The following is a 21,259-nucleotide window of genomic DNA, read 5'->3' on the forward strand; positions in this document are numbered from 1 at the left end:
TGTTCTTTCAGCCGTTCTACAGTTGCGGATTCACGTGACGCATCTACGTGAACCGTGCAGCCTGCGATAGCGCCAGTGGGTTAAATTCTTTACACAGACAGTACTGTATAAAAAAACAGTGATCAATGCAAGCGGAACGTGGATTTGTTTTGAAACAGATCAATACAAGCGTGGATTTTCACAAAAATTCGCCACCTTGCGGAAAATGAAACACAATACAAGCTTCTACCGCCGCAAAGCATAGGAAGTGCACCATGCGTATTTTACTTGCCGAAGATGACAGCGTGCTGGCCGATGGCCTGACCCGCTCGCTGCGCCAGTCCGGTTATGCGATCGACTACGTCAAGACGGGGCAAGAGGCCGATACGGCCCTGTCCACCCAGGAATTCGACTTGCTGATCCTCGACCTGGGCCTGCCCAAAATGTCCGGCCTGGAAGTGCTGCGCCGCCTGCGCGCACGCGCTTCGCTGCTGCCTGTGCTGATCCTGACGGCCGCCGATTCCATCGAACAACGCGTGAATGGCCTCGACCTCGGTGCCGATGATTATATGGCCAAGCCGTTCGCCTTGTCGGAACTGGAGGCAAGAGTGCGCGCCCTGACGCGCCGCGGCGCTGGCGGCGGCGCCACCATCATCAAGCACGGCCCCCTCAGCTACGACCAGGTGGGGCGCAGCGCCTACATCAACGACCAGATGCTCGACCTGTCGGCGCGCGAACTGGGCTTGCTGGAAATCCTGCTGGGCCGCACCGGCCGCCTCGTCTCGAAAGAGCAGCTGGTCGACCACCTGTGCGAATGGGGCGAGGAAGTGTCGAACAACGCCATCGAAGTGTATGTGCACCGCCTGCGCAAGAAGATCGAAGTGGGCGGCGTGCGCATCGCCACCGTGCGCGGCCTCGGCTATTGCCTGGAAAAATACTCGGAAGCGGCGCGCCTGAACGCTGAAGCGGGCGAGTCGGCAAGCCCGGCCAGCGGACCCGCCAGCAAGTGAAGGCGCGCGAGGCGCCAGCGGACGAGCCGGATGATGACGACTGGTTCGAGCCGCCCACCACGGAGCAGGACGACACCATCGAGCATTCGCTGTTCGGCGAAATCCTCGACTGGATGCTGGCGCCCCTGCTGCTGCTGTGGCCGATGAGCATCGCCATCACCTATCTGGTGGCCAAGGGCATCGCCAATCAGCCGTTCGACCATGCGCTGGAAGACAGCGTGACCGTGCTCACGCAGCAAGTCAAGCAGGCCGATGGCGCCATGTTGCGCCGCGCGCCGGACAAGAACAGCAGCAATAATAATGGCCGCGACTTGCTGCGCGGCGACGATGTCGACACCCTGTATTACCTGGTGGTGGGTCCGCGCGGCGAATACCTGGCCGGCGACCGCGATTTGCCGCCGCCGCAGGATCCCGACAAATACCGCAGCGGCATGGTGCTGTTTCGCAACGACACCATCCACGGCACGCCCGTGCGCGTGGCGTTCAGCTATCTCGACATTCCTGCCGACAACGACGATGAGCCGCACCGCGCGCTGGTACAAGTTGCCGAAACCCTGGAGAAACGCGCCCAGCTGGCCAATGAAATCATCAAGGGCGTGATTTTGCCGCAGTTCATCATCCTGCCCGTGATCCTGGCTCTCGTCTGGTTTGCCCTGGCGCGCGGCCTGTCGCCGCTGGCGCAATTGCAGGAGCGCATACGCGCCCGGCCACCCGACGATTTATCGCCCATCGAATCGGGCCAGGTACCCGAGGAAATCACGCCGCTGGTCGGTTCGCTCAACGAGATGCTGGCGCGGCTATCGCTGTCGATCGACATGCAGAAACGCTTCATCGCCGATGCCGCGCATCAGATGAAAACGCCGCTGGCCGGCATGCGCATGCAATCGGAACTGGCCCTGCGCCAGACCGACCACGACGAGATCCACCGCTCGCTGCTGCAACTGGCGAAAAGTTCGGAAGCGGCCACGCGCCTCGTCAACCAGCTGCTGGCCCTGGCGCGCGCGGAAAACCAGCCGCAGGCGGGCACGGCGTTCGAGCCGATCGAGCTGAGCGAACTGGCGCGCGGCGTGGTGCAGGACTGGGTGCAAGCTTCGTTTGCCCAGCATATCGACCTGGGCTTCGAGCAGCCCGCGTATTCGATCATGATTTCCGGCAATGCCATGATGCTGCGCGAGCTGCTGAGCAACCTGATCGACAACGCCCTGCGCTACACGCCGTCGGGCGGCAGCGTCACGGTGCGCGTGCGCAGCACCCTGGAACTGGCCATCCTGGAAGTGGAAGATACGGGTCCCGGCATTGCGCCGGCCGAGCGGGCCCACGTGTTCGAACGCTTTTACCGCATTCTCGGCAGCAATGTCGACGGTAGCGGCCTGGGCCTGGCCATCGTGCGCGAAATTGCGCAGCAGCATGGCGCCGAAGTCGATATTTTTAACAATCCGCGCGCGCAGTCGCCGAAGCTGCCGGGCACCCTGCTACGCCTGAGCATCGCCCTGCTGTTGCCGGACGCGCCAGAAGAGGATGACGTCACGTATGGATAAGCCGAGCCCACCCGTTGCCCCGGCGCGGCCATCGCACGCGCCCAGCCCCGAGCTGCAGGCGCGCCGCGACATCCACTGGCGCAAGACGCGGCGCCTGACGGCCATCCTGCTGCTGGTGTGGCTGCTGACGGGCTTCCTGACCGTGTTCTATGCGCGCGAGCTGCTGCACCTGAACCTGTTCGGCTGGCCGCTGCCCTTCTATATGGCGGCCCAGGGCGCCTCGCTCGTGTACCTGGCCATCATCGCCTTCTATGCCTGGCGCATGCGGCGCCTCGACCGCGACTTTCATGCCGAGGAGCAAGCATGAGCGGCCAGCGCAGTTTCTTTGCGCGGCTGAGCCGCTACTACCTGCTGTTTACGGCCGGTTTCGCCGCTTTCCTGCTGGCCTTGTCCGTGCTGGAACAGGAAGGCATGCCGCGCGCGTGGATCGGCTACCTGTTCATGCTCGTCACCATCACCCTGTACGCCACCATCGGCGTCATCAGCCGCACCTCGAACGTCACCGAATACTATGTGGCGGGGCGCCGGGTGCCGGCCATGTTCAACGGCATGGCCACGGCCGCCGACTGGATCTCGGCCGCCAGCTTCATCAGCCTGGCCGGCGGCCTGTACCTGAACGGCTTCGACGGCCTGGCCTTCATCATGGGCTGGACGGGCGGCTATTGCCTAGTGGCGCTATTGATCGCACCCTACCTGCGCAAGTTCAGCCAGTACACGATTCCCGATTTCCTCGCCGCCCGCTACGGCAGCGGCACCGACAAACGGGGCGCCAGCGTGCGCGTGGTGGCCGTGGCCGCCACCATCATCGTGTCGTTTACCTATGTGGTGGCGCAGATCTACGCCGTCGGCCTGATCGCCTCGCGCTTCACGGGCGTGGATTTTTCCGTCGGCATCTTCCTGGGCCTGGCCAGCATTCTCGTCTGCTCCTTTCTGGGCGGCATGCGCGCCATCACCTGGACGCAGGTGGCGCAGTACATCATCATCCTCGTCGCCTTTCTGATTCCCGCCATGTGGCTGTCGGTCAAGCATGCGGACAATCCCGTGCCGCAGATCGCCTACGGCAAAGTGCTGACGCAACTGAGCGCGCGCGAACACGTGCTGGAAACGGACCCGAAAGAGAACGAAGTGCGCGCCATCTTCCGCCAGCGCGCACAAAGCTACCAGGCGCGCATCGACGGCTTGCCCGGTTCCTGGGAACAAGGCCGTCTGGCGGCCCAGCGCCAGCTCGATAGTTTGCGCCAGCGCAATACCTCGCTGTTCGACATCCGCAACGCGGAGCGCTACCTGATCGCCTATCCGAAAAGCCCGGACGAGGCACGCGTGCTGTGGCAGGCGGCGCAGGCGCAGAACCAGAAACGCGCCGAACCGATCATTCCACACGCGCAGCCATTTCCCGCCGCAGACCGCGAGCAATCCGACATCAAGCGCAACAATTTCCTGGCCCTCGTGTTTTGCATGATGCTGGGCACGGCCGCCCTGCCGCACATCCTCATGCGATCGTACACCACACCCTCCGTGCACGAAACGCGCGTCTCCGTGTTCTGGACCCTGTTCTTCATCTTGTTGATCTATCTCACGATTCCCGCGTTGGCCGTGCTGGTCAAGTACGATATTTACTCGGCGCTCGTGGGCACGCAATACGCGAACCTGCCCACCTGGGTGTCGTACTGGGCCAATGTGGACAAGCTCAGTCCCCTGATCAGCATCGTCGACGTCAACCGCGACGGCATCGTGCAACTGGCGGAAATTTCCATCGACGCCGACGTGCTGGTGCTGGCCACGCCCGAGATCGCCGGCCTGCCCTACGTGATTTCCGGCCTGGTGGCGGCAGGCGGCCTGGCCGCCGCCCTGTCGACGGCCGATGGCTTGCTGCTGGCCATCTCGAACGCCCTGTCGCACGACGTCTATTACAAGGTGGTCGATCCGACGGCCTCGACGCAAAAGCGCGTGACGATTTCAAAATTGCTGCTGCTGGCCGTGGCTTTCATCGCAGCCTATGCGGCCTCGCAAAAGCCGGCCGACATTTTGTCGCTGGTGGGCGTGGCCTTTTCCCTGGCCGCCTCGACCCTGTTCCCGCCGCTGGTGCTGGGCGTGTTCTGGCAACGCGCCAACTACCAGGGCGCACTGGCCGGCATGCTGACAGGCTTTGGCGTATGCCTGTATTACATGCTGCACACGAGCACCATGCTGGGCGGCAATGCCAGCGGTCAATGGTTCCATATCGCGCCCATCTCGGCCGGCATCTTCGGCGTGCCGGCCGGCCTGGCCGCCGCCATCCTCGTCAGCTGGCTGACGCCGGCGCCGGGACGCCGCAGCACGGGGCTGGTCGAGCATATCCGGGCGCCGGAATAGTAGCTTGCTGGCTTAAACGTACAAACAGTGATACCGTCAAGAAATAATGCATAAATAAGTATCTCATTTGATATTTTTTCGGAGATGAAATGATACTTGGTAACATCCCTCTGGCACGCCTTGTAACCGTCACCCACGCCGCGATGACCTGTCTGTTGCTGGCCATCGTATCGCCGCCGACACTGGCCCAAACGGCAACCGCCAGCACCATACGTGTCGCCCCGTCAGGCATCGGCGCCGCCGCCTTCTTTGACGAAGAACAGATCAGCAGTGTTACCTTGTCGCCCGACGGCACTGCGGTCGCCATCTTGCTAATGGGCGACAACCAGCGCCGGCGCCTGACCGTGCTCGATGTGGCCAGCCAGGCGGTTAAGGTCGTCGCCAACTTCAGCGACCGCGATATCGGCAATGTGGCATGGGTCAATGCCAAGCGGCTGGTATTCGATACCAGCGACTCGCACGTGGCCGCTGGCCAGCGCAAATATGCGCCGGGCATGTTCGCTGTCGACCACGATGGCAGCAATTACCGCCAATTGGCGTCCATGGATGATGCGGCGGATGACCCGCGCTTTGCGTCCAGGAAGTTGCCGTCATCCGTGTATCTGCTGGATCAGCCCGGTGCTCAGGATTCCGACGTGATCTATGTCCAGAAAGCCGTTGTGCTCAAGGAGCGCGATGAAAATACAGCAGAGGTCGAGCAATACGACTTGCTGCGCCTCGATACCACTACCCAGCAATGGGAAAAGGTGGTGTCACCAGCCAAAGGCGTGCGCTACTGGTTGCTCGACCAGCACGGAAAGCCGCGCCTGGCTATGGCCGTCGAGGGCCGGCGCAAGACGTTCTACTACCTTGAACAGGACGAACAGCGCTGGCGCGCCATCGCCAGCCAGGATGCCTACGACGGTGAACCTCATGCCATCACGCCGCTGGAATTCGGTCCCGACGGCACCTTGTATGTCAGCAGCCGCAACGGCGCCGACAAGCGCTCGCTGTACGCCTATGACCTGGCGGCTGGCCGCGTCACGGGCAAGCCGCTGGTGACGCTGGCCGGCTATGATTTCGAAGGCGGCCTTCTCACGGACCAGAAACGCCTGCTGGGTGTCTATTACACCAATGACGCTACCACCATTGAATGGTTCAGCGCCGACTGGAAAGCGATACAGAAAGACATCGATGCGCAATTGCCGGCGACCATCAATCTGATCTCCCGCAGCGCCAAAGCAGATAGCTCGCAGCTCATCGTGACGGCGTATTCGGACCGCCAGCCCAGCGCCTTCCTGCTCTACAACAAGCAAACCCGGCAATTGCAAAAGATCGGCAGCGCCCGTCCCGCCATCGATGCTGGACACATGGCGCAAACCGACCTGATGCAATACCGCGCGCGCGACGGCATGGAAATTCCAGCCTGGCTGACCTTGCCCAAGGGGGGCGGCAAGAAACTGCCGATGGTGCTGCTCGTGCGCAGTGCGCCAGGAGGACGTGGCAGCCTGTGGCAATGGATGAGCGAGCGGCAATTTCTTGCCTCGCGTGGCTATGCCGTGCTGCAAGTCGAATTTCGCGGCAGCGGCGGCCGTGGCGACCAGTATTTGCGGGCCGGCTGGAAACAATGGGGCCTGGCCATGCAGGATGACCTGGCCGACGGCGCACGCTGGGCCATCGCGCAGGGCATTGCCGATCCACAGCGCATCTGCATCGTCGGCGGCGGAGCCTATGGCGGGTATGCGGCCCTGATGGGCTTGATCAAGGATGGAGGCCTGTTCCGCTGCGGCGTGAGCTGGGGCGGCATCACCGACTTGCCGCAAATGTTTACGCAACATTGGAGCGTCGGTCACAGGATGGGCGAAGAAGCAAGACAATACGCCATGCCGCAACGCATCGGCGATCCCGTGCACGACGCCGCCGTGCTCAAGTCAAGCTCACCCATCTACCAGGCCGAAAAGTTGACGCAGCCCTTGCTGCTGGCCTATGGGGGGGCTGGCCACAACGTTCCCGTCTATCAGGGCACGCAATTGCGCGACAGGCTCAAGCAGAGCAATCCGCGCGTCGACTGGCAGTTGTACGCCGAAGAAGGTGATCGTTGGGGCTTGGCGAGCACGCGCGTGGATTTCTGGCAACGTGTCGAGCAATTCCTGGCCCGCCACAACGCACCTCAATAAAACCTAGCCTCATCAATCCATGACAATATTCCGTCTTCTGCGCGCCGCCCTGGCGGCCGTCTTCATCTTCGCCCTGAACACCTCTGCCCACACCGCGCCGCCACCACTGTCGGCCTTCTTCGCCAACCCCGAATTCAGCGGCCCCCAGTTGTCGCCCGATGCGCGCCATCTGGCCGTGAAGGTAAGCGGCGCGAACAATCGCGAACGGCTGGCCATCGTCAACCTGCTCGATAACAGCATCAAGGTCGTGGCGCAATTCAGCGATGTCGACGTGGGCGACGTCGAATGGGTCAACAACGAACGCCTGATCCTGAACACGCGCGACCGCCAGACGGCGCCCGGCGACATGCGTTTCGGGCCGGGCCTGTTTGCCGTCAACCGCGACGGTGGCAACTTTCGCCAGCTGGCCGCCCGCAGCGCCATGCCCGATGCCTCCACCTCGATCTATAAACTGCTGCCCTGGCATACCTACCTGACGGGCCAGCGCGGTGCGCAGGATTCCCAGGCCGTGTATGTGCGCAGCACCGTGTACGCCTCGACGGGCGAAGTCGACTACGAAGGCTTGCGGCAGCTCGATACGCTCACGGGCCGCAGCACGGCCGTCAAGCCGCCAGGCAAGGTGCGCCGCTGGCTGCTCGACCAGCATGGCGAACCGCGCCTGGCCGTGACCCGGGAGCGCAATATCGAAAGCGTGCAGTACCTTGATCCGGCCAGCGGCGCCTGGCGCACGCTGGCGCAGTTCGACGCCTACCTCGGCGGCCCCGACGCCTTCACCCCGCTCTCCTTCGGCACGGACGGCACCCTGTACGTGAGCGCCCGCATGGGCAGCGATACGCTGTCCGTGCATGCCTACGACCTGGCCGGCAGCCGCATCGTGCCCACGCCCATCATCTCGCTCGACGGCTATGACTTCAGCGGCAATCTGATCGTCGGGCAAGGCAAGCTGCTGGGCGTGCGCCACCTGAGCGATGCGCGCGCCACGCGCTGGTTCGACCCGGTCATGACGGCCACCCAGGCACGTATCGACGCCCTGCTGCCAGCGACCATCAACCTGGTCTCGCTGGCGGCCCGCCCCGCCACACCCTTCATGCTGGTGACCTCGTATTCCGACCGGCAGCCGGGCAAATTCTCGCTGTTCAACAGCGACACGGGCAAGCTGAGCATCATCGGCGAAGCGCAGCCGCTCATCAAGCCGGCGCAGATGAGCGAGCAGCAGCTGGTGCGCTACAAGGCGCGCGATGGCCTGTCCATTCCCGCCTGGCTCACCGTGCCCGCCACGACTTCCGGCAAGCAGTTGCCGCTGATCGTGCTCGTGCATGGCGGCCCGTATGTGCGCGGCAGCTCCTGGCAATGGAATGCCGAAGTGCAATTTCTTGCCTCGCGTGGCTATGCCGTGCTGCAACCGGAATTTCGCGGCAGCACAGGCTTTGGCGCCAAGCATTTTCGCGCCGGCTGGAAACAATGGGGCTTGAAGATGCAGGACGATCTCGCCGATGGCGCGCGCTGGGCCATCGCCGAAGGAATCGCCGATCCGCGCCGCATCTGCATCGCCGGCGCCAGCTATGGCGGTTATGCCGCTTTGATGGGCCTGGTCAACGATCCCGACCTGTTCCGCTGCGCCATCGACTGGGTGGGCGTGACCGACATCAACCTGCTGTATAGCGGCCACTGGAGTTTCAAATCCGACCTCGGCGATGACTGGAAACAGTACGGCATGCCCGAGCTGATTGGCGACCGGACGGCCAACGCGGCCCAGTTCCAGTCCACCTCGCCCATCGCCCAGGCGGCGCGCATCACCCAGCCCCTGCTGCTGGCGTACGGCGCCGCCGATCAGCGGGTGCCGCTGTATCACGGCAAGCAGTTTTACGCGGCCGTCAAACAGCACAACCGCGATGTCGAATGGGTGGTCTACGACGAGGAAGGCCATGGATGGACATTGCCGAAGAACCGCATCGACTTCTGGGGCCGGGTGGAGAAATTCCTCGACAGGACTATCGGAAAAGACAGCGCCCCGGCAAAAAAGGAGTAGGCTGGAGGGCCGTTCCATTTACGAGGAAATCCTATGCCGTCTGGAAAAATTCTTGTCGCCCAGGGAGGCGGTCCCACCGCCGTCATCAACCAGTCGCTGGTGGGCGTGGTGCTCGAATCACGGCGCTTTCAGCATGTCACGCGCGTGTATGGCGCGCTGCACGGCGTGCGCGGCATCGTCAATGAAGAATTCGTCGATCTGACGCAGGAAACCAGCCACAACCTGGAACTGGTGGCCGCCACGCCGTCCTCGGCCCTCGGCTCCACGCGCGACAAGCCAGACATCGCCTACTGCCAGCAAATCTTCGAAGTGCTGCGCGCGCACGAGATCGAACATTTCTTTTATATCGGCGGCAACGACTCGTCCGACACCGTGCGCATCGTCAGCGAAGAAGCCCACAAGGCCGGCTATCCGCTGCGCTGCATCCACATCCCGAAAACCATCGACAACGACCTGGTGGGCAGCGACCATACACCGGGCTTTCCCTCGGCCGCGCGCTTCGTCGCGCAAGCGTTCGCCGGCGCCAACCTCGACAACGCGGCCTTGCCCGGCGTGTACGTGGGCGTGGTGATGGGCCGCCACGCGGGCTTCTTGACGGCTGCCTCGGCGCTGGGCAAGAAGTTCCCCGACGATGGCCCGCACCTGATCTACCTGCCCGAGCGCGTCTTCGTGCTGGAACAATTTCTTGCCGACGTGAAGGCGACGTATGAAAAATATGGCCGCTGCGTGATCGCTGTCTCGGAAGGCATCCACGACGCCTCGGGCGAACCGATCGCCAGCCTGTTGGCGAAAGAAGTCGAACGCGATGCGCACGGCAATGTGCAATTGTCGGGCACGGGCGCGCTGGCCGACCTGCTGTGCGACGAAATCAAGGCCAAGCTCGGCATCAAACGCGTGCGCGGCGACACCTTCGGCTATCTTCAGCGCTCCTTCATCGGCTGCGTTTCCGACGTCGACCAGCGCGAAGCCCGCGAAGTGGGCGAAAAAGCGGTGCAATTCGCCATGTGGGGCGACCGCGACGGTTCGGTGGCCATCAAGCGCACGGGCTTTTATTCCGTGGATTACGAGTTGCTGCCCCTGACAGAAGTGGCAGGCAAGACGCGCACCATGGAAGACGAGTTCATCAGCGCCAGCGGCACGGACGTCACCGATGCTTTCCGCCTGTACTTGCGTCCGCTGCTGGGTTCAGGCATGCCCGATGCGTTCCGCCTGCGCGCGGCGAAAGTGGCGAAGGTGCTCAAACCCTAGCTGTTTTCCGCCAGCAACAGCGGCCGTAGTTTCACGGCCGCCTCCTTGAGCTGCGGCACGTGCTGCATCAATTGCTCCACGGATTTGCGTGCCACGGGCGCGTGGCAGGCGACAGCCGCCACGATGCGCCCGTCGGCCGCGCAGATGGGCACGGCCACGGCCACCATGCCGTGCACGAATTCCTCGTCGTCGATGCCGATGCCCAGCCTGGCGATGCGCACGATCTCGCGCTCGAGCAACACGGGGTCGGTAATGCTTTTCGGCGTGCGCGCTTCCAAGGTCAGCATGGCCAGCAGCTCGCGCCGCTCCAGCAAACTCATGTGCGCAAGGAATAACTTTCCGCTGGCCGTGCAATGCATGGGCGCCCGGCTGCCCAGCACCAGATGCAGGCGCAGCGGTTCCTGCGTTTCCACGCGGTCCACGTAGACGATCGCATTGCCTTCGGGAATGGCCAGGTTGCACGTCTCGCCCGTGATGGCCACCAGGCTGCCCAGGATGCTGCGACTGACGCGGATCAGGGCATTGTTGCGCAGGGTCGCCAGCGCCAGGTTGGTCGAGGCGGCACCGGGCACATAGCCGCGCCCCACGGGCGTGCGCAGCACATAGCCATGCTGCTCCAAGGTATCGAGCAAGCGCATCATGCTGGCCTTGGGCACTTGCATGCGCGCGGCCAGCTGCGACAGGGTCAAGGGCTGGCTGGCGCTGGCCAGGTGCTCGATCAAACGCAGCACGCGCAATCCCCGCGCCTCGTCGCCATGGCTCGCCGTTGTGCCGGTCTCCACTTGGCCACCTTCTTCGGCCTCGCCCGGCCGTTTTTGAAACGCATCATGCATGTTCTGTTTCACCTCTCGCGTATGCGGCTGTTTCCGCTTGTCCCGGTGCCGCACGTCTTTTATAAATGGAACCAGAAGTTCCAAAAATAACCAATAAAGACCAGTGTATCGCAAAAAACGCCCGCCGAGGCGGTGCGATACCGCAACGCAGGAGACAAGAACAATGTTGCAAATACACTACGATTACATCGTTGTCGGCGCCGGTTCCGCCGGCTGCGTGCTGGCCAACCGCCTGTCGCACGACAGCAACAATCAGGTATTGCTGCTGGAAGCGGGCGGCAAGGACAACAATCCCTGGATACACGTGCCGGTCGGCTATTTCAAGACCATGCACGATCCCAAGCTCGACTGGTGCTACCGCACGGAAGCGGACGCCGGCATCGCGGGGCGCCAGCTGCAATGGCCGCGCGGCAAGGTGCTGGGCGGTTCCAGCTCGCTCAACGGCTTGCTGTACGTGCGGGGCCAGAAGGAAGACTACGACCGCTGGGCCGAACTCGGCAATGCAGGCTGGAGCTATGCCGAGGTGCTGCCCTATTTCAAGAAATCGGAGGACCAGGAACGCGGCGCCAGCGATTACCATGGCGTGGGCGGTCCATTGAAAGTGTCGGACCTGCGGCTGCGCCGCCCCATCGCCGAGCATTTTATTGCGGGCGCCACGGAAAGCGGCATCCCCTTCAATGCCGATTACAACGGCGCCACGCAGGAAGGTGTCGGCTATTTCCAGCAGACAGCCAGCAAGGGCTTGCGCTGGAGTACGGCGAAAGCCTTCCTTCGGCCCGCCCGCAAGCGCGCCAACCTGCGCGTGGAAGTGCGCGCGCAAATCACGCGCGTACTGTTCGATGGCAAGCGTGCCGTCGGCATCGAATTCCGGCAGGATGGCCAGCTGCGCCAGGCGCATGCCAGCGGCGAAGTGATACTCTGCGCGGGCGCCATCGGTTCGCCGCAAATCCTGCAATGCTCGGGCGTGGGCCCGCGCGCCCTGCTCGATGAAGTGGGCGTGCCGCTCGTGCACGACTTGCCCGGCGTGGGACAGAACCTGCAAGACCATCTGCAAATCCGCCTCGTCTTCAAGACGCGGCTGAAAACCCTGAACGATGAAGTCAACAGCCTGTGGGGCAAGCTGTGGGTGGGCATGCAATATGTGTTTTCCCGCTCGGGACCGTTGACCCTGGCGGCCAGCCAGGTGACAGTGTTTACCAAGTCGTCGCCCGACGTGGAACGGCCCGACATCCAGTTCCACATGCAGCCGCTGAGCGCCGACAAGCCGGGCGAAGGCGCGCATCCGTTTTCCGCGTTCACGTCGTCCGTGTGCCAGCTGCGCCCGCACAGCCGCGGCCACGTGTCGATCAAGTCCGCCGATCCACTCGCTTATCCTGGCATCTACCCGAATTATCTGTCCGACCCGCGCGACCAGCAGACGGCGGTTGCCGCCCTGCGCGTGGCCCGAAAAATCGCTGCCGCCCCGTCGCTGGCGCCGCACATCATTTCCGAGTTCGTGCCCGGCCCGCAGTTCCAGAGCGATGAGGAACTGCTGGACGCGGCGCGGCGCTTCAGCCAGTCGATCTACCACCCGAGCGGCACCTGCAAGATGGGGCATGACGCCATGGCCGTCGTCGACGAGCGTCTGCGCGTGCACGGCATGCAGAACCTGCGCGTGGTCGACGCGTCGATCATGCCGGAAATCGTCTCGGGCAATACGAACGCGCCCACCATCATGATCGCCGAAAAAGCGGCCGACATGATTTTGGCGGACGCCGTGCGCCTGCCCAAGGCGGCCTGACTCTACCCCATTCCGTTCCCAAAGGAGGATGCCAGCGGCGGGCAGAGTGGCCCGCCCCTCAATGACTTGGCAATCAGCCAGGCATCAGAAAAAAACACATAATCGATATCGATAGGAGACTAGATATTATGGATAACAATACGAGCAATCCGAAAAAGGCCAAAGAGCTACGGAAAGTCGTGATGGCCAGCGTGATCGGCGCCACCATCGAATGGTATGACTTCTTTTTATACGGCGTCGTGGCCGGCATCGTGTTCAGCAAGCTGTATTTCCCGGGCGGCGATCCGCTCGTCTCGACCATGCTGGCCTACGGCACCTTTGCCGTAGGTTTTCTGTCGCGCCCCATCGGCGGCGTGATCTTCGGCCACTTCGGCGACAAGATCGGCCGCAAGAGCATGCTGGTGATGACCCTGATGATCATGGGGATCTCCACTTTCCTGATCGGCGTGCTGCCGACCTACGACCACATCGGCTACTGGGCCCCTGGCCTGCTGCTGTTCCTGCGCGTGCTGCAGGGTATCGGCCTCGGTGGCGAATGGGGCGGCGCCGTGCTGATGGCGTATGAATATGCGCCCCCAAAGGAGCGCGGCTTCTATGCCAGCCTGCCGCAGATCGGCCTGGCCATCGGCCTGTGCCTCGCTTCGGGCGTGGTGGCGATCCTGTCGTATACCTTGACGGATACGCAATTCCTGTCCTGGGGCTGGCGCGTCGCCTTCATCCTGTCGGCGGCCCTCGTCTTCATCGGCATGTGGATACGCCTGAACGTGATGGAAACGCCCGAATTCCAGGCCGTCAAGGAGAAGAACGCGGAGACGCAGATTCCATTCTTCGACCTGCTGAAACGCTATCCGGGCAATGTCTTGAAGGGCATGGGCGCGCGCTATATCGACGGCGTGTTCTTCAATATCTTCGGCGTGTTTTCCATCACCTATCTGACCAACACCATCAAGATAGACCGCACGGAAGCGCTGATGGGCGTGATGGCGTCGGCCGTCGTGATGTGCTTCTGCATCCCGTTCTTCGGCAGGCTGTCGGACCGCATCGGCCGCACCAAGGTGTTTTTCTGGGGTTCATTGATCACGGGCGTGTCGTCGATTCCCGCCTTCTGGATCATGCTCAACCATGCCGACAATCCGCTGCTGCTGTGGTGTTCCGTGATCATCCCGCTGGGCGTGCTGTATTCGGCCGTGTACGGCCCGGAAGCGGCCCTGTTCTGCGACCTGTTCGACGCCAAGGTGCGCTACACGGGCATCTCCTTCGTCTACCAGTTCTCGGGCATCTTCGCCAGCGGCCTGACGCCCATCATCGCCACCTACCTGCTGAAAACGGGCAATGGCGAGCCATGGCACATCGTCGGCTACATCCTGTTCGCCTCCCTCGTCTCGGCCGTCAGCGTAGCCATGATCGGAAAAGGAGGCCCGCAGCCGGATGGTCGCATGAAGACGGCGCACGCAAGGTAAGTAGTTATCCGAATAGTCTTGGAAAATTTATGACGAATAAAAGCGGATGCGCTGTGAGTGCCAAACGTGACGTAAGCAGCGCACCGCTTAAGAAAGGCAACGAGAACAATAGATTTATTTTTAAACGATCTCCAATTCCAATGGCATAGAACCTCTCTAGGAATAAATTTAAAACCAAATCCCTATATAAATCTACCGACCTAGCAGGCTGTATAGGGTCTGTCTAGCATGATCCGCACTACTAGGACTGTGCGGATCAGCAAAGTAGATTTACCTTTCAGTGCGCCGCTTCAAACCATCCCTCGCACTAAGTTAAGTTCGTAGTAGAGCTTTCTATTTGTTAACCACTATCTATTTTGATTCACCAATGTAGAGAAAAAACACGCGCTCTTGAAGTTAATCTCCATAAATTTCAAAAAAATTTCCCAATGCTAATATTTTCATTGATTTATTTTTCTTAAATTATTAAAATTATTACTTCAAAATCATTTAGGAAGAATGAATTGGATAGCTTTATTCGTTTTTACGAACTTTATAGATGTGCATCTCGCTGGAACGTTGTAAAAGAAATTTATTCAAAGAGCAGCACTTCTTTAAAATTTCTTCTGTGGATAACAAAATTATTATTTGCAATAACTGCAATTATTTTCTTTGTGAAAGATAGTTTTTTCCCATGGCTTTTAATTTCCATAGCCATTTTAATGATATGGGCTTTAGTCGTTACAAAAGCAAGAAAAAGTGCTTACAAGAGATATTATTTACTATACCCGGAGCGCATAAAATATTACGCGAAAGAATATCAATATATTCGGTATCTTAATTTCAAAGAAAGTTTAACATCTGGTCCGTTCATGGGAGATATTGATGATGCGATTAATCACCTTGACGGCCAAATCAACTCCAACTCTGACTCTCCAATCTTTTCTCATCCGATAGTTTCAATTTTAATTACTGTCATCATCACGACAATTGGCAGCATTGCTGGAAAATGGGATGCAATCACTATCGCCTGGGTTATTTTCACACTTGCCATTGTTTTGTATTTTTTATGCATGTTACTTGGCTTTACCAGAACCCCATTGTCAAGTCTAAAAGAATTTAAGCGATTTCTCCTTTGGGCAAAAGAAGATGCAATAATTTAAAAATTTCTCATAATAAAAATGGCGCTCTAGGCGCCATTTTTTACTAAATATCAATATAACAGTTTAGATCACAATCGTCTGATGCTCGTCGCCCACGCGCGCGCGGATCGTGCCGATGCGCGACACAGTTTCGCCGGCCGCTTGCAACTGGGCGATGGCGGCGTCCGCGTTCTCTTGCGAGACGATGACGGTCATGCCGATGCCGCAGTTGAAGACGCGGTGCATTTCGGCGTCAGCCACGCCGCCGTGCTGTTGCAGCCACGTGAACAGCGGCGGCATGGTCCATGCCTTCGAATCCAGCTCGGCCACCAGGCCAGGCTGCAGCACGCGCGGGATGTTTTCCACCAGGCCGCCACCGGTGATGTGCACCATACCCTTGACTTCCATGGCATCCATCAGCGCCAGCAGCGGCTTGACGTAGATGCGCGTCGGCTGCATCAGCACGTCGGCCAGCTTGCGGCCGTGGAAGTCGCCTTCCAGATCAGGTTTCGCCACTTCGATGATCTTGCGCACCAGCGAGTAACCGTTCGAGTGCACGCCCGACGAGGCCAGGCCCAGCACCACGTCGCCCGGAGCGATCTTGGTGCCGTCGATGATTTTCGATTTTTCCACGGCGCCGACGGCAAAACCTGCCAGGTCGTATTCGCCGGCCGGGTACATGCTTGGCATTTCCGCCGTTTCGCCGCCGATCAGCGCGCAACCGGCTTGTTCGCAACCCTGGGCGATGCCCTTGATGACGTCGGTGGCAATGGCCACGTCCAGCTTGCCGCAAGCGAAGTAGTCGAGGAAGAACAGCGGCTCGGCGCCTTGCACCAGGATGTCGTTGACGCTCATGGCGACCAGGTCGATGCCGACCGTGTCATGGCGGTTCAGTTCGAATGCCAGGCGCAATTTGGTGCCGACGCCGTCGGTACCCGAGACCAGCACCGGTTCCTTGTACTTCTTGCTGATTTCAAACATGGCGCCAAAACCGCCCAGGCCGCCCATCACGCCTTCGCGCAGGGTGCGCTTGGCAAACGGCTTGATTGCTTCGACTAAAGCGTCGCCTGCGTCGATATCGACGCCAGCGTCACGGTAGGAAAGGGAAACATTAGAAGTCTGGTTCATGGTGTGGTGGCAGCGGAGGCGGTAAAATAGAAGGCGGATACCCGCCGGCACGCGCGCGCAAGCATGTTTTTCAACATCGTGCGGCAGGGCGCCAGCGGGTGAATTCGGTCGATCAAGTCGCTATTTTATCAAACTGCCCCGCTATTTCGTAATTAACTGCCTTTTTTTAACGCAACAGTACAAACTACATGCCATTCGCCATCACCGCCGAACAGAAGCAAACAGCATTTTGGATCGCGGTCTGGCTGGCATTTTTGCTGCTGCTCGTCAGCCTCGGCCCCATCCTGACGCCCTTCCTGGCCGCCGCCATCCTCGCCTACGTGCTCAATCCTGGCGTGGACCGCTTGCAGCGCCTCCATTGCAAGCGCTTTTACGTGCCCCGTCCGCTGGCCGTGCTGGTCGTCGTAGTGTTGTTTTTCCTCGCCATTACGGCGCTGGTGCTGATCGTCGTGCCCGTGTTGCAGAAGGAAATTCCCTTGCTGCAGGCGCAAATTCCGCAATTCCTCAGCAAGGCGAACGAGTTCCTGGCACCGAAACTGCGCGACCTGGGCATCCGCGTGCGCCTGGACGGCACGGGCATCAAGCGCATGCTGAGCCAGCAGATGGCCACCAGCGGCGATGAAATCTGGAGCACGGTACTCGCCTCGGCCCGCATCGGCGGCACGGCCGTGCTGGGCTGGCTGGCCACCGTCGTGCTGATTCCCGTGGTGCTGTTTTATTTGTTGCTGGACTGGCATCCGATGCTGGCGCGCATCGCCGCCGCCGTGCCGCGCCGCTGGGTCGGCCGCACGGTGGGCATGGCGCAGGAAGTCGATACCCTGCTGGCGCAATACCTGCGCGGCCAGTTGCTCGTCATGCTGGTGCTGGCCACGTATTACTCGGTGGCGCTGGCCATCGCCGGTTTTGAAGTGGCATTGCCTGTGGGCATCATCACGGGCTTGCTGGTGTTCATCCCCTACCTGGGCTTCGGACTGGGCCTGATGCTGGCGCTGATCGCCGCCCTGCTGCAGTTTGCAGACTGGAGCGGCGTCATCGCCGTGGCCGTCATCTACGGCTGCGGCCAGGTCATCGAAGGCTTTTTCCTCACGCCGCGCCTGGTGGGCGAGCGCATCGGTTTAAATCCGCTGGCCGTGATCTTTGCCTTGCTGGCTTTCGGACAATTGTTCGGTTTCGTCGGCGTTTTGCTTGCTTTACCCGCTTCTGCCGTCCTGATGGTCGCTTTTAAGCATCTAAGACGCCACTACCTCTCCAGCAGCTTCTATAATACCTAGTAAAAGCGGATATCATATCAACCTAGCAATACCACGATGCACATGCAGTAATGAAAAACAGGACAAGGCGTACGCCATGAAACAACTGGTGCTCGATTTAGGCACAGACCAGGCGCACAGCCTCGATACCTTCGAGGTGGGACAGAATGCCGAAGTGGCGCAGCTGATGCGCCAGTTCGCCGCGCGCACTTCGCGCGAACATTTTGCCTACCTGTGGGGCGAACTGGCCGCCGGCAAGAGCCACCTGCTCAAGGCCCTGGCCAGCACCGAGCGCGCGCGCTACATTTCGCCATTCTCGATCGAGTCCGAATTCGTATATTCGCCTGACGTCGACCTGTACCTGCTCGACGACTGCGAAAAACTGTCGCCGCTGGCGCAGATCGATGCCTTTGCCCTGTTCAATGAAATCCGCGCCAACAAGGCATTCATGGTCTGCAGCGGCGCCGTGCCGCCCGCCGTGCTGCCCGTGCGCGAAGACTTGCGCACGCGCATGGGCTGGGGCCTGATCTACCAGATCCACGGCTTGACCGACGATGAAAAAATCGCCGCCCTGACCCAGGCGGCCACCACCCGCGGCTTGACCTTGTCGCCCGGCGTGTTACCCTATCTGCTGTCCCATTTCCGGCGCGACATGCGTTCGCTTTCGACGATGCTGGACTCTCTCGACCTCTACTCCCTTGAAACCCAACGCCCGATCACCTTGCCATTGTTGCGCGAGTTGCTGCAGGCGGAAGCGAAAGAATGATGAATCTGGCCCTGTTTGACCTCGACCACACCCTGCTGCCCATCGACTCGGATCACGAGTGGGGCGAATTCCTGGTACGCATCGGTGCCGTGGACGCCGCCGAATTCACCCGCCGCAACGACGAATTTTTCGCGCAATACCAGGCCGGCACGCTCGATCCGGTGGAATACCTGGAATTCTCGCTCGGCACGCTGGCGCAATTCCCGCGCGAACGCCTGGAAGCGCTGCACCGGCAATTCATGGCGGAAGTGGTCATGCCGGTCATCCGTCCGGAAGTCGTGGCCCTGCTGAAACAGCACCAGGACGCGGGCGACCTGCTGGCCATCGTCACGGCAACCAACCATTTCATCACCAAACCCATCGCCGATGCGCTGGGCGTCGAGCACCTGCTGGCCGCCATGCCCGAATATGACGACGCAGGCAACGTCACGGGCAAGCTGGTCGGCACGCCGACCCTGGGCGCGGGCAAGCTGACCCACACCCACGCCTGGCTGGAAAAGATGGGCAAGGAACTGGGGCAGTTCGAGCGCAGCTATTTCTACAGCGATTCGCACAACGACATTCCCCTGCTGTCGGTCGTGACCCACCCTGTCGCGACCAACCCCAACACCGCTTTGAGCGCACACGCATCCCTCCACGGCTGGCCATCACTTCACTTATTCAATGATTAAAAAATTCATCCGCAAGATCCTCGGCGTTAAAAAAGAGGCAGCGCGCGACACCACGGCACCCATTGTGCTCGGTCCTGCGCAACACGGAATCGACCCGAAACTGGTGTCGTCAAATGCCATCCGCGTCACCAGCAGCCTGCAGGAAGCAGGCTTCGAGGCCTTCGTCGTCGGCGGCGCCGTGCGCGACCTGCTGCTGGGCGTGAAACCGAAAGACTTCGACATCGCCACCAACGCCACGCCGGAACAGGTCAAGCGTCTGTTCCGCCGCGCCTTCATCATCGGCAAGCGCTTCCAGATCGTGCACGTGATGTTCGGCCAGGATTTGCTGGAAGTGACGACCTTCCGCGGCGCCGGCGCCGACTCTGCGCCCAAGGATGAACATGGCCGCGTCCTGCGCGACAACACCTTCGGCTTGCAGCACGAAGACGCGCTGCGCCGCGACTTCACGATCAACGCCATGTATTACAACCCGGCCACGCAGGAAGTACTCGACTACCACGGCGGAGTGGAAGACATCCGCGCCAAGACCTTGCGCATGATCGGCAAACCGGAAGAACGCTATCGCGAAGATCCCGTGCGCATGCTGCGCGTCGTGCGCTTCGCCGCCAAGCTGAAATTCACCATCGAGCCGCACACGGCCGCGCCGATTCCCGTCATGGCGCCGCTGATCAACAACGTGCCCGCGCCGCGCGTGTTCGACGAAATGCTCAAACTCCTGATGAGCGGTCACGCGCTGGCTTGCCTGCAGCAGCTGCGCAAGGAAGGCTTGCATCACGGCCTGCTGCCGCTGCTCGACGTGGTGCTGGAGCAGCCGCTGGGCGCGAAATTCGTCACTCTGGCGCTGGACGCGACGGACCAGCGCATCGCCGCCGGCAAGACCGTCTCGCCAGGCTTTTTGTTCGCCTCGCTGCTGTGGCACCAGGTGCTGGAAAAATGGACGGCCTACCGCGCCGCCGGCGAATCGACCATCCCCGCGCTGCACCTGGCGGCCGACGATGTGCTCGACTCGCAAACGGAAAAACTGGCCTTGCAGCGCAAGATCGGTTCCGACATGCGCGACATCTGGTCGATGCAGCCGCGCTTCGAGCGCCGGGTCGGCAAGGCGCCGTACAAGCTGCTCGAACACCTGCGCTTCCGCGCCGGCTACGACTTCCTGCTGCTGCGCTGCGCCTCGGGCGAGATCGACATGGACATCGGCGAATGGTGGACGGCCTTTTATGAAGGCGACGAGGAAACGCGCGAAGCGCTGCTCGTCAGCGCCAATGCCGCACCGGGCGCCGTCAAGAAGAAGCGCCCGCCACGCCGCAGCACGCGCAGCAAGACCGGCACGGGCGGCGGCTCGACCACCGGCAGCACCAGCGGCGAATAATGACGGTCACCGCCTACATCGGCATCGGGGCCAACCTGGGCGATGCGCGCGCGAATGTGCAGGATGCGATCGCGCGCCTGGCGCGCCTGCCTGGCGCATCCCTCGTTGACGCCTCGGCCAGCTACCGCACGGCGCCCATCGATTCGAGCGGCGACGACTACATCAACGCCGTGGCGCGCATCACAACCACCCTGCCGGCAGAGGAACTGCTGCTGGCGCTGCACGCCATCGAGGCGGCGCACGGGCGCGAGCGGCCCTATCGCAACGCCCCGCGCACCCTGGACCTGGACTTGCTGCTGTACGGCGATGAACGGATCGCCAGCGCCACCCTGACGGTGCCCCATCCACGCCTCACCGAGCGCGCCTTCGTGCTGGTGCCGCTGCTGGAACTTGCGCCCGCCATCGTCGTGCCCGGACTCGGGCCGGCGCAGGACTACCTGGCCACGGTGGCCGACCAGGCCATCAGCCAGCTCTGAGCCAAGGCGCCGGACATACACTACAATGCCGCCCCTGCACGCCGCCATATAAAGTACTACACTAGCGGCGTCGTACCCCTTTCACTCTAGAGA

General features: G+C 61.2%; 17 protein-coding genes. 15 read left to right on the forward strand and 2 right to left on the reverse strand.

Annotated features, from left to right (window positions below; genetic code table 11):
• The first annotated feature begins 254 nt into the window (after positions 1-254).
• The 7 genes from V3C40_RS09100 to V3C40_RS09130 all read left to right on the forward strand — a co-directional run bounded on the left by V3C40_RS09100 (position 255) and on the right by V3C40_RS09130 (position 10,312).
• Positions 255-989, forward strand: coding sequence for a response regulator (locus V3C40_RS09100; protein WP_034746066.1), 735 nt, complete (start codon positions 255-257; stop codon positions 987-989).
• Positions 986-2,527, forward strand: a complete 1,542-nt coding sequence (locus V3C40_RS09105; protein ID WP_034746063.1) for a sensor histidine kinase — start codon at positions 986-988, stop codon at positions 2,525-2,527. The genes V3C40_RS09100 and V3C40_RS09105 overlap by 4 nt, the downstream gene beginning before the upstream one ends.
• Positions 2,520-2,834, forward strand: coding sequence for a DUF4212 domain-containing protein (locus V3C40_RS09110; protein WP_219328040.1), 315 nt, complete (start codon positions 2,520-2,522; stop codon positions 2,832-2,834). Before V3C40_RS09105 ends, V3C40_RS09110 begins: the two co-directional genes overlap by 8 nt.
• The gene (locus V3C40_RS09115; RefSeq protein WP_331777221.1) at positions 2,831-4,879 is read left to right on the forward strand and encodes a sodium:solute symporter family protein; all 2,049 of its coding nucleotides are present in this window, start codon (positions 2,831-2,833) and stop codon (positions 4,877-4,879) included. Before V3C40_RS09110 ends, V3C40_RS09115 begins: the two co-directional genes overlap by 4 nt.
• An 89-nt stretch (positions 4,880-4,968) precedes the next feature.
• Positions 4,969-7,035, forward strand: coding sequence for an alpha/beta hydrolase family protein (locus tag V3C40_RS09120; RefSeq protein ID WP_331777222.1), 2,067 nt, complete (start codon positions 4,969-4,971; stop codon positions 7,033-7,035).
• A 19-nt stretch (positions 7,036-7,054) separates the two neighbouring features.
• Complete coding sequence (locus V3C40_RS09125) at positions 7,055-9,064, forward strand: alpha/beta hydrolase family protein (protein WP_331777223.1); 2,010 nt, start codon at positions 7,055-7,057, stop codon at positions 9,062-9,064.
• 33 nt (positions 9,065-9,097) lie between these two features.
• Positions 9,098-10,312, forward strand: coding sequence for a 6-phosphofructokinase (locus V3C40_RS09130; RefSeq protein ID WP_070301051.1), 1,215 nt, complete (start codon positions 9,098-9,100; stop codon positions 10,310-10,312).
• Here the strand turns inward: V3C40_RS09130 and V3C40_RS09135 are convergent.
• Positions 10,309-11,157: an IclR family transcriptional regulator gene (locus tag V3C40_RS09135; RefSeq protein WP_442907236.1), complete on the reverse strand. Its 849-nt coding sequence runs from the start codon at positions 11,155-11,157 to the stop codon at positions 10,309-10,311. The two genes, V3C40_RS09130 and V3C40_RS09135, sit on opposite strands and share 4 nt — an antisense overlap.
• 151 nt (positions 11,158-11,308) lie before the next feature.
• Between V3C40_RS09135 and V3C40_RS09140 the strand changes: the two genes are divergently transcribed.
• From V3C40_RS09140 to V3C40_RS09150, 3 genes are all read left to right on the forward strand, one after another.
• Positions 11,309-12,925 (forward strand): GMC family oxidoreductase, encoded by a 1,617-nt coding sequence (locus tag V3C40_RS09140; RefSeq protein WP_331777224.1) that lies wholly within the window; start codon positions 11,309-11,311, stop codon positions 12,923-12,925.
• A 128-nt stretch (positions 12,926-13,053) separates the two neighbouring features.
• The gene (locus V3C40_RS09145) at positions 13,054-14,385 is read left to right on the forward strand and encodes an MFS transporter (RefSeq protein WP_331777225.1); all 1,332 of its coding nucleotides are present in this window, start codon (positions 13,054-13,056) and stop codon (positions 14,383-14,385) included.
• 503 nt (positions 14,386-14,888) lie between these two features.
• Positions 14,889-15,527 (forward strand): hypothetical protein, encoded by a 639-nt coding sequence (locus tag V3C40_RS09150; RefSeq protein WP_331777226.1) that lies wholly within the window; start codon positions 14,889-14,891, stop codon positions 15,525-15,527.
• 63 nt (positions 15,528-15,590) lie between these two features.
• Here V3C40_RS09150 and purM read toward each other — a convergent pair whose 3' ends face one another.
• A complete protein-coding gene (gene purM, locus V3C40_RS09155) occupies positions 15,591-16,634 on the reverse strand; it encodes a phosphoribosylformylglycinamidine cyclo-ligase (RefSeq protein ID WP_034788683.1) in 1,044 nt (347 codons plus the stop codon).
• Positions 16,635-16,822: 188 nt separating this feature from the next.
• Between purM and V3C40_RS09160 the strand changes: the two genes are divergently transcribed.
• From V3C40_RS09160 to folK, 5 genes are all read left to right on the forward strand, one after another.
• Positions 16,823-17,905, forward strand: a complete 1,083-nt coding sequence (locus V3C40_RS09160) for an AI-2E family transporter (RefSeq protein WP_331777227.1) — start codon at positions 16,823-16,825, stop codon at positions 17,903-17,905.
• A 76-nt stretch (positions 17,906-17,981) separates the two neighbouring features.
• On the forward strand, positions 17,982-18,650 hold the full coding sequence (hda, locus tag V3C40_RS09165; protein ID WP_058048421.1) for a DnaA regulatory inactivator Hda: 669 nt from the start codon (positions 17,982-17,984) through the stop codon (positions 18,648-18,650).
• Entirely contained in the window at positions 18,650-19,321 is a 672-nt protein-coding gene (locus V3C40_RS09170; RefSeq protein WP_034747702.1) for an HAD family hydrolase, read from the forward strand. Before hda ends, V3C40_RS09170 begins: the two co-directional genes overlap by 1 nt.
• A complete protein-coding gene (gene pcnB, locus V3C40_RS09175; RefSeq protein WP_058048420.1) occupies positions 19,314-20,690 on the forward strand; it encodes a polynucleotide adenylyltransferase PcnB in 1,377 nt (458 codons plus the stop codon). The genes V3C40_RS09170 and pcnB overlap by 8 nt, the downstream gene beginning before the upstream one ends.
• Positions 20,690-21,166: a 2-amino-4-hydroxy-6-hydroxymethyldihydropteridine diphosphokinase gene (gene folK, locus V3C40_RS09180; RefSeq protein ID WP_070301048.1), complete on the forward strand. Its 477-nt coding sequence runs from the start codon at positions 20,690-20,692 to the stop codon at positions 21,164-21,166. Before pcnB ends, folK begins: the two co-directional genes overlap by 1 nt.
• Positions 21,167-21,259: the final 93 nt, after the last annotated feature.

Source organism: Janthinobacterium sp. LS2A (genome assembly GCF_036543145.1).
GTDB lineage: Bacteria > Pseudomonadota > Gammaproteobacteria > Burkholderiales > Burkholderiaceae_D > Janthinobacterium > Janthinobacterium aestuarii.